The sequence below is a fragment of the uncultured Sphingomonas sp. genome, from assembly GCF_946477935.1.
Taxonomy (GTDB): Bacteria; Pseudomonadota; Alphaproteobacteria; order Sphingomonadales; family Sphingomonadaceae; genus Sphingomonas.
Genome location: NZ_CAMLAC010000220.1, coordinates 1 through 6,106 on the forward strand (window position 1 = coordinate 1; position 6,106 = coordinate 6,106).

The window sequence follows — 6,106 nt, forward strand, 5'->3', positions numbered from 1 at the left end:
GTGCATGCCCGACGAATCCGATCTCACCGGCACGCCCCAGCCCAATCCGCCCAAAGCGGAACCCCGCACGCTCGGCGATCGCCGGTTGAAACCCGCGACGATGATGATGGGCCATGGCTACGACCCGACCCTGTCGGAAGGCGCGCTCAAGCCCCCGATCTTTCTCACCTCCACCTTCGTCTTCCCCAATGCCGCCGCCGGCAAACGGCATTTCGAGGGCGTGACCGGCAAGCGCCCCGGCGGCGCGGAGGGCCTCGTCTATTCGCGCTTCAACGGCCCCAACCAGGAAATCCTCGAAGATCGCCTCGCGATCTGGGAAGAGGCGGAGGATGCGCTCGCCTTTTCCAGCGGCATGGCCGCGATCGCCACGCTGTTCCTGTCGCTGGTCCAGCCGGGCGATACCATCATCCATTCCGGCCCGCTCTACGCCGCCACCGAAACGCTGATCGGCCGCGTCCTCGGTCGCTTCGGGGTGAAATGGCTCGACTTCCCCGCCGGCGCCACCCGCGAGGAGATCGAGGCGGTACTGGCTCGCGCCGGTGACGGCCGCATCGCGCTCATCTATCTGGAAAGCCCCGCCAACCCCACCAACGTGCTGGTCGATATCGAGGCGGTGGTCGCCGCCCGGAACGCCCGCTTCCCCGGTGACGACAAGCCACCGATCGCGATCGACAACACCTTCCTCGGGCCGCTCTGGCAACAGCCGCTGCGCCACGGCGCCGATCTCGTCGTCTACAGCCTCACCAAATATGCCGGCGGCCATTCGGACCTCGTCGCCGGCGGCGTGCTAGGAAGCAAGACGCTGATCAACACGATCCGGTCGATGCGCAACACCATCGGCACGATCTGCGATCCCAACACCGCCTGGATGCTGCTCCGCAGCCTGGAGACGCTCGAACTCCGCATGAGCCGCGCCGGCGAGAACGCCGCCAAGGTCTGCGCCTATTTGCGCGACCACCCCAAGGTCGAACGCATGGGCTATCTCGGCTTCATCGCCGACCCGCGCCAGCAGGACATCTACGACCGCCACTGCACCGGCGCCGGCTCCACCTTCTCGCTCTACCTGAAGGGCGGCGAGGCGGAGGCGTTCCGCTTCCTCGACGCGCTGCGCATCGCCAAGCTCGCGGTCAGCCTCGGCGGCACCGAAACGCTTGCCAGCCATCCGGCGGCGATGACCCACCTCTCCGTCCCCGACGACCGCAAGGCCGCGCTCGCCATCACCGACAACCTCGTCCGCATCTCGATCGGCGTGGAGGATGCCGACGACCTCATCGCCGACTTCGAGCAGGCTCTGGCCGCGATCTAACGTACCCTCTCCCCTCGGGGAGAGGAGTGTGGGGTGAGGGGCAGACCAGCAGTGCTACGCGTGCTTGGCGGCCCCGCACCTACCCCGCCAGCGCCCGCGCCCGCCGCCGCTGCACCGAACTGCCGATCCCCAGGGCCTCCCGGTACTTGGCCACCGTCCGCCGCGCGATGTCGAAGCCCTTGGCCTGCAACAGCTCGACCAGCGTATCGTCGGACAGGATCTTGGCCCCCTCCTGCGCGATCAGCGCCCGGATCGCGCTCTTCACCGCCTCCGCCGACACCGCATCGCCCCCGTCCGCCGCCTGGATCGCCGAGGTGAAGAAGTATTTCAGCTCGAACAGCCCGCGCGCACAGCTCAGATACTTGTTGCTCGTCACCCGGCTGACGGTCGATTCGTGCATCTCGATCGCCTCGGCCACCTTCGCCAGCGTCAGCGGCTTCAGGTGCGCCACGCCGTGCAGGAAGAACGCTTCCTGCTGTTTCACGATCTCGGTCGCCACCCGGATGATCGTGCGCTGCCGCTGGTCCAACGCCTTCACCAGCCAGTTGGCGCTCGCCAGGCAGTCGTTCAGCCATGCCTTGGACGCCTTGTCCTGCGGCCCATGCGACAGCTCGTGATAATAACGCCGGTTGACCAGCACCCGCGGCAGGGTCGCGACATTCAGTTCGATCCCCCAGCCATTGCTGGTGCGGGCGACGAACAGGTCGGGCACCACCGCCTGCATCGCCTCCCCGCCATAGCGGCATCCGGGTTTGGGATCGTAACCGCGCAGCTCGCGGATCATGTCCGCCATATCCTCGTCATCGACGCCGCAGATGCGCTTCAACCGACCCAGGTCGCCCCGCGCCAGCAGGTCCAGATGATCCAGCAGCCGCGCCATGCACGGATCATATCGGTCCGCCTCGCGCGCCTGGATGGCCAGGCATTCGCCCAGATCCCGCGCGCCGACGCCCGTCGGGTCGAACGTCTGCACGATCGCCAGCACCGCCTCCACCCGCGCCACACTGACGCCCAGCCGCCCGGCGATCTCGGCGGTCGACACGGTCAGATACCCTGCCTCGTCGATCTGGTCGATCAGATGCGCCGCGATGAACCCGTCGGCGCCCGCCACCGCCACCGCCGCCTGTGCGCCCAGATGCTCGGCCAGGCTGATCTCGCCATCCGCCAGCGTGTCCAGATCGGGCGCCTCGCCCCCCATCGTCGCCCCGCTACCGCCGCTCAGGCCCAGCGCGCCGTCCAGCGCCGCGCCGCCATCACTCACGCTGTCCTGCTGGTGGCTTTCGGTGGCGTAATCCAGGTCGAGCGCACGGTCCTCGGCCGGTGCCGTACCCGCCACCAGTTCGTCCGCGCCCGCAGGTGCCTCCCGCTCGACGCGTTCGGGTCGCACCACCTCGTCGGTGGCGGGCGCCTCCAGCAGCGGGTTGCGCTCCACCTCGTCGGCGATGAACGCCTCGATCTCCAGGTTGGACAGCGTCAGCAGCTTGATCGCCTGCTGCAACTGCGGCGTCATCACCAGCGACTGGCTTTGACGAATATCGAGGCGGGGCGCGAGGCTCATCCGCGCCGCCATGGCAGGGGAAGGAGGCCGCCTGCCGCCATCGCGCTACAGCGAGAAGCCCTCGCCCAGATACAGCCGCCGCACATTGGCATCGGCGACCAGTTCGGCGGGCGATCCGGTAAACAGCACGCGCCCATCGTAGATGATGTAGGCGCGGTCGACGATGTCCAGCGTTTCGCGGACATTGTGATCGGTGATGAGAACGCCGATGTCCCGGCGCTTCAGATCCTTCACCAGATCGCGGATATCGGCGATCGAGATCGGATCGATGCCCGCGAACGGCTCGTCCAGCAGCATGATCGACGGGTCCGCGGCCAGCGCCCGCGCGATCTCCGCGCGCCGCCGCTCGCCACCCGACAGCGCCATGGCGGGGGCGGCGCGCAGCCGCGTCAGCCCGAACTCCTCCAGCAGCCGGTCCAGCTTCTCCGCCCGTGCCCTGGGATCGGGCTCGGACAGCTCCAGCACCGTCAGGATGTTCTTCTCGATGGAGAGCCCGCGAAAGATGCTGGTTTCCTGCGGCAGATAGCCCAGCCCCAGCACCGCACGCCGATACATGGGCAGGCCGGTGATATCGTCGCCGTCCAGCATGATGCGACCCGAATCGGGCTTCACCAGTCCCATCACCGAATAGAAGCAGGTCGTCTTGCCCGCGCCGTTCGGCCCGAGCAGGCCAATCACCTCGCCGCGCCCGACCGATACCGATACGTCGGTCAGCACGACCCGCTTGTCGTAGCTCTTGGCGATCGACACCACCTGCAGCCCGCGCGACACCGGCGGCTCGGCGATCGGCTCGGGCGTTGAACGCGCCTGCTGGATCGTATCGGGAGCGTCTGTCTGGTCCATCACATCGGCTCCTTTACGGCCGGCGTCGCACGCCTGCAAATCCGACGATCAGTTGCGATCGGGTACCGAGAAGGTGCCGGTCACCCGGCCGTTCGTCCGCGTCGTGCCGTCCGGCGCCGCCGAACCATTGTTGCCGCCGCCGGCCACCGCCGAACCGTCGATCACCGCGCGGCCGGTATCCATGTTGATCGTCAGCCGCCCGCCATTCACCGTGTTCCCGCCCTGGGTCAGCGAAACGCCGCCCAGCATCGTGATGACGCGGCGGTTCAGGTCATAGATGGCGTACTGGCTGCGCGCGGTCTGGTCCGGACGGCGCACGACGACGCTGCCCGACGCGTCCAGCCGCGACACCTGTGGATTACCCCCGATCACCTGGCCGGTATAGGCCACCGTCATCCGCGCGGCGTTCAGCGTCATCTCTGCCTGGCGCACCGCGACATTGCCGACCAGCACCGCGCGGTTCGCCTTGTCCTGCAACTCGATATGGTCCGCCCCGAAGTCGATCGGCGCGCGACTATTGTGTCGCTGCTGCGCGACGGCGGGCACCGCCAGCGCGGCGGTCACCGTCAAGAGAACGGGGGCCAGAAGGACGGATGCGAGGTGCGTCTGCATGGCGCGCTATCTCGGCCTTTACGGCACGATCCGCAAGCGGGCATTGCCGTCCAGCGTTACCGTTCTGTCCTCCAGATTGGCGCGCAGCTTGTTCGCGCTGAACGTGCCTTGTTTGGTGCGCCCGGTCACCGCACCGCCGCTCTCCAGCGTCCGCTGATGCAGGTCCACCGTCGCATCGCGGGTTTGCAGCGAATATCCGCCCTCGGACTGGACGTTCAGCGGCCCGTCCAGCCGCACCTGCTCGGTGCGCATGTCATAACGCCCGGTATTGGCACGAATGCTCGCCGGGCCGTCGCTCAGCCTGATCTCGGCGGCAAGCTGGCGCAACTGCACCACCGGCTCGGCCGAACTCCGTTGCAACGCCGATCCCGCGGTCAGCTCGAACGGCTGCCCCTTCGTATCCTGCCCGCGATACTGCGCCGCCTGGATCTTCAAACGCTCCTGCGCCACCTCGACCTTGTTCTTGTCGAGCACGAACGACACATCGCCCGACGAATAGACCGGCGCCATCACCAGAAACGCCGCCAGCACCCCGATCAACGCCGGCAACAGCCACCGCGCCACCGCGATCACCCGGTCATGCCGGCTGCCCGGCGCCGCCCAGATCTGGCGCTGCGAACGTTCGCGCTCGGCGATGGCGGACATGGCTATGCGCTCCCTCAGGCGTGGGCGAAGATATCGATCTCGGGCCAGCCGGCCAGATCGAGTTCGGCGCGCACCGGCAGGAAGTCGAAGCACGCCTGCGCGATCTCCGTCCGTCCTTCGCGCACCAGCCGCCGGTCCAGTTCAGCCTTCAACCGGTGCAGGTAACGCACGTCGGAGGCGGCATATTCCTTTTGCGCCTCGGAAAGTTCGGGCGCCCCCCAATCGGACGATTGCTGCGCCTTGGACAGCTCCTGCCCCAGCAACTCGCGCACCAGCTCCTTCAGCCCGTGCCGATCGGTATAGGTCCGCACCAGCCGCGACGCGATCTTGGTGCAATATACCGGCCCTGCGACCACGCCCAGATAGTGCCGGATCGCCGCGATATCGAACCGGCCGAAGTGATACAGCTTCAACCGGTCGGGGTCGGCCAGCAATGCGCGCAGATTGGGCGCGGCATAGTCGCTGGCCGGGCCGAAGCGCACCAGATGCTCGTCCGCGCCGCCGTCGGACAGTTGCACCACGCAAAGCCGGTCGCGCGGCGTGATCAATCCCATCGTCTCGGTATCTACCGCAATGGCGGCGCCGGTTGCGAACAGGTCGGCGGGAATGTCTTCTTCGTGCAGGTGAACGGTCATGCATCCTGCCCTAGCGCCGCGACGGCGCCGGCTCAATGCCGGTCTGCGCCCGGCACGATGGACAGCAATCGGCACGCTGCAATCGAAAATTCGCGAAAAACATCAATGCAGATTGTGCCGTGGGAGCAACAAAGCATCGTTTATTCAGCGAAATGACAGGAACGCGCACGAATTTATTCGCGAGACGTGGCGTTGTGCGCTATGGCTGGAGATAAGGCGCAAAAGATTCGGCGCCGAAAAACCGCGCTATCGTCCGGCGCTCGGTTTTTCAGGATTGGATTTGCGGGCGAACCGGGAAGACGAATAGGGCTTATGAGTTTCGACAAAGGCAGCCGCGGGCATCGTGGCGGACGTGGGCGTGACAAGCGCGACAGCTTCGGCGGCGGCGGCGACGATTTCGGCGGCGGCTTCGGCGGCGGTTTTGAAGATCGCGGCGGCTTTGGCGGTGGTGACCGCTTTGGCGGCGGCGGCGGTGGTCGCGGCGGCTTCGGTGGCGGTGGCTTCGGC

General features: G+C 67.1%; 7 protein-coding genes. 1 reads left to right on the forward strand and 6 read right to left on the reverse strand.

Annotated elements, in window-relative coordinates; translation table 11 throughout:
* Nucleotides 1-4 precede the first annotated feature (4 nt).
* Nucleotides 5-1,306 carry a cystathionine gamma-synthase family protein gene (locus tag Q0U08_RS16810; RefSeq protein WP_298092756.1) on the forward strand — a complete coding sequence of 434 codons (1,302 nt, stop codon included), beginning with the start codon at nt 5-7 and terminating at the stop codon, nt 1,304-1,306.
* A gap of 79 nt (nt 1,307-1,385) precedes the next feature.
* Here the strand turns inward: Q0U08_RS16810 and rpoN are convergent, their stop codons facing one another.
* From rpoN to Q0U08_RS16840, 6 genes are all read right to left on the reverse strand, one after another.
* Complete coding sequence (rpoN, locus tag Q0U08_RS16815) at nt 1,386-2,864, reverse strand: RNA polymerase factor sigma-54 (RefSeq protein WP_298092747.1); 1,479 nt, start codon at nt 2,862-2,864, stop codon at nt 1,386-1,388.
* A 45-nt stretch (nt 2,865-2,909) separates the two neighbouring features.
* Complete coding sequence (gene lptB, locus Q0U08_RS16820) at nt 2,910-3,707, reverse strand: LPS export ABC transporter ATP-binding protein (RefSeq protein ID WP_298092748.1); 798 nt, start codon at nt 3,705-3,707, stop codon at nt 2,910-2,912.
* Nucleotides 3,708-3,755: 48 nt separating this feature from the next.
* A complete protein-coding gene (locus Q0U08_RS16825) occupies nt 3,756-4,319 on the reverse strand; it encodes an LptA/OstA family protein (protein WP_298092750.1) in 564 nt (187 codons plus the stop codon).
* Nucleotides 4,320-4,337: 18 nt separating this feature from the next.
* A complete protein-coding gene (gene lptC, locus Q0U08_RS16830; protein ID WP_298092752.1) occupies nt 4,338-4,964 on the reverse strand; it encodes an LPS export ABC transporter periplasmic protein LptC in 627 nt (208 codons plus the stop codon).
* A gap of 14 nt (nt 4,965-4,978) precedes the next feature.
* Nucleotides 4,979-5,599: a ribonuclease D gene (locus tag Q0U08_RS16835; RefSeq protein ID WP_298092753.1), complete on the reverse strand. Its 621-nt coding sequence runs from the start codon at nt 5,597-5,599 to the stop codon at nt 4,979-4,981.
* A gap of 246 nt (nt 5,600-5,845) precedes the next feature.
* A partial coding sequence (locus tag Q0U08_RS16840) for a hypothetical protein (RefSeq protein ID WP_298092754.1) occupies nt 5,846-6,106 on the reverse strand: 261 nt, incomplete at its 5' end.

What these genes read in the sequence shown, in the direction of transcription:
- lptC (WP_298092752.1), bottom strand. Translation starts at nt 4,964, where the DNA reads ATGTCCGCCATCGCCGAGCGCGAACGTTCGCAGCGCCAGATCTGGGCG.
- Q0U08_RS16810 (WP_298092756.1), top strand. Translation starts at nt 5, where the DNA reads ATGCCCGACGAATCCGATCTCACCGGCACGCCCCAGCCCAATCCGCCC.
- Q0U08_RS16835 (WP_298092753.1), bottom strand. Translation starts at nt 5,599, where the DNA reads ATGACCGTTCACCTGCACGAAGAAGACATTCCCGCCGACCTGTTCGCA.
- Q0U08_RS16825 (WP_298092750.1), bottom strand. Translation starts at nt 4,319, where the DNA reads ATGCAGACGCACCTCGCATCCGTCCTTCTGGCCCCCGTTCTCTTGACG.
- rpoN (WP_298092747.1), bottom strand. Translation starts at nt 2,864, where the DNA reads ATGAGCCTCGCGCCCCGCCTCGATATTCGTCAAAGCCAGTCGCTGGTG.
- lptB (WP_298092748.1), bottom strand. Translation starts at nt 3,707, where the DNA reads ATGGACCAGACAGACGCTCCCGATACGATCCAGCAGGCGCGTTCAACG.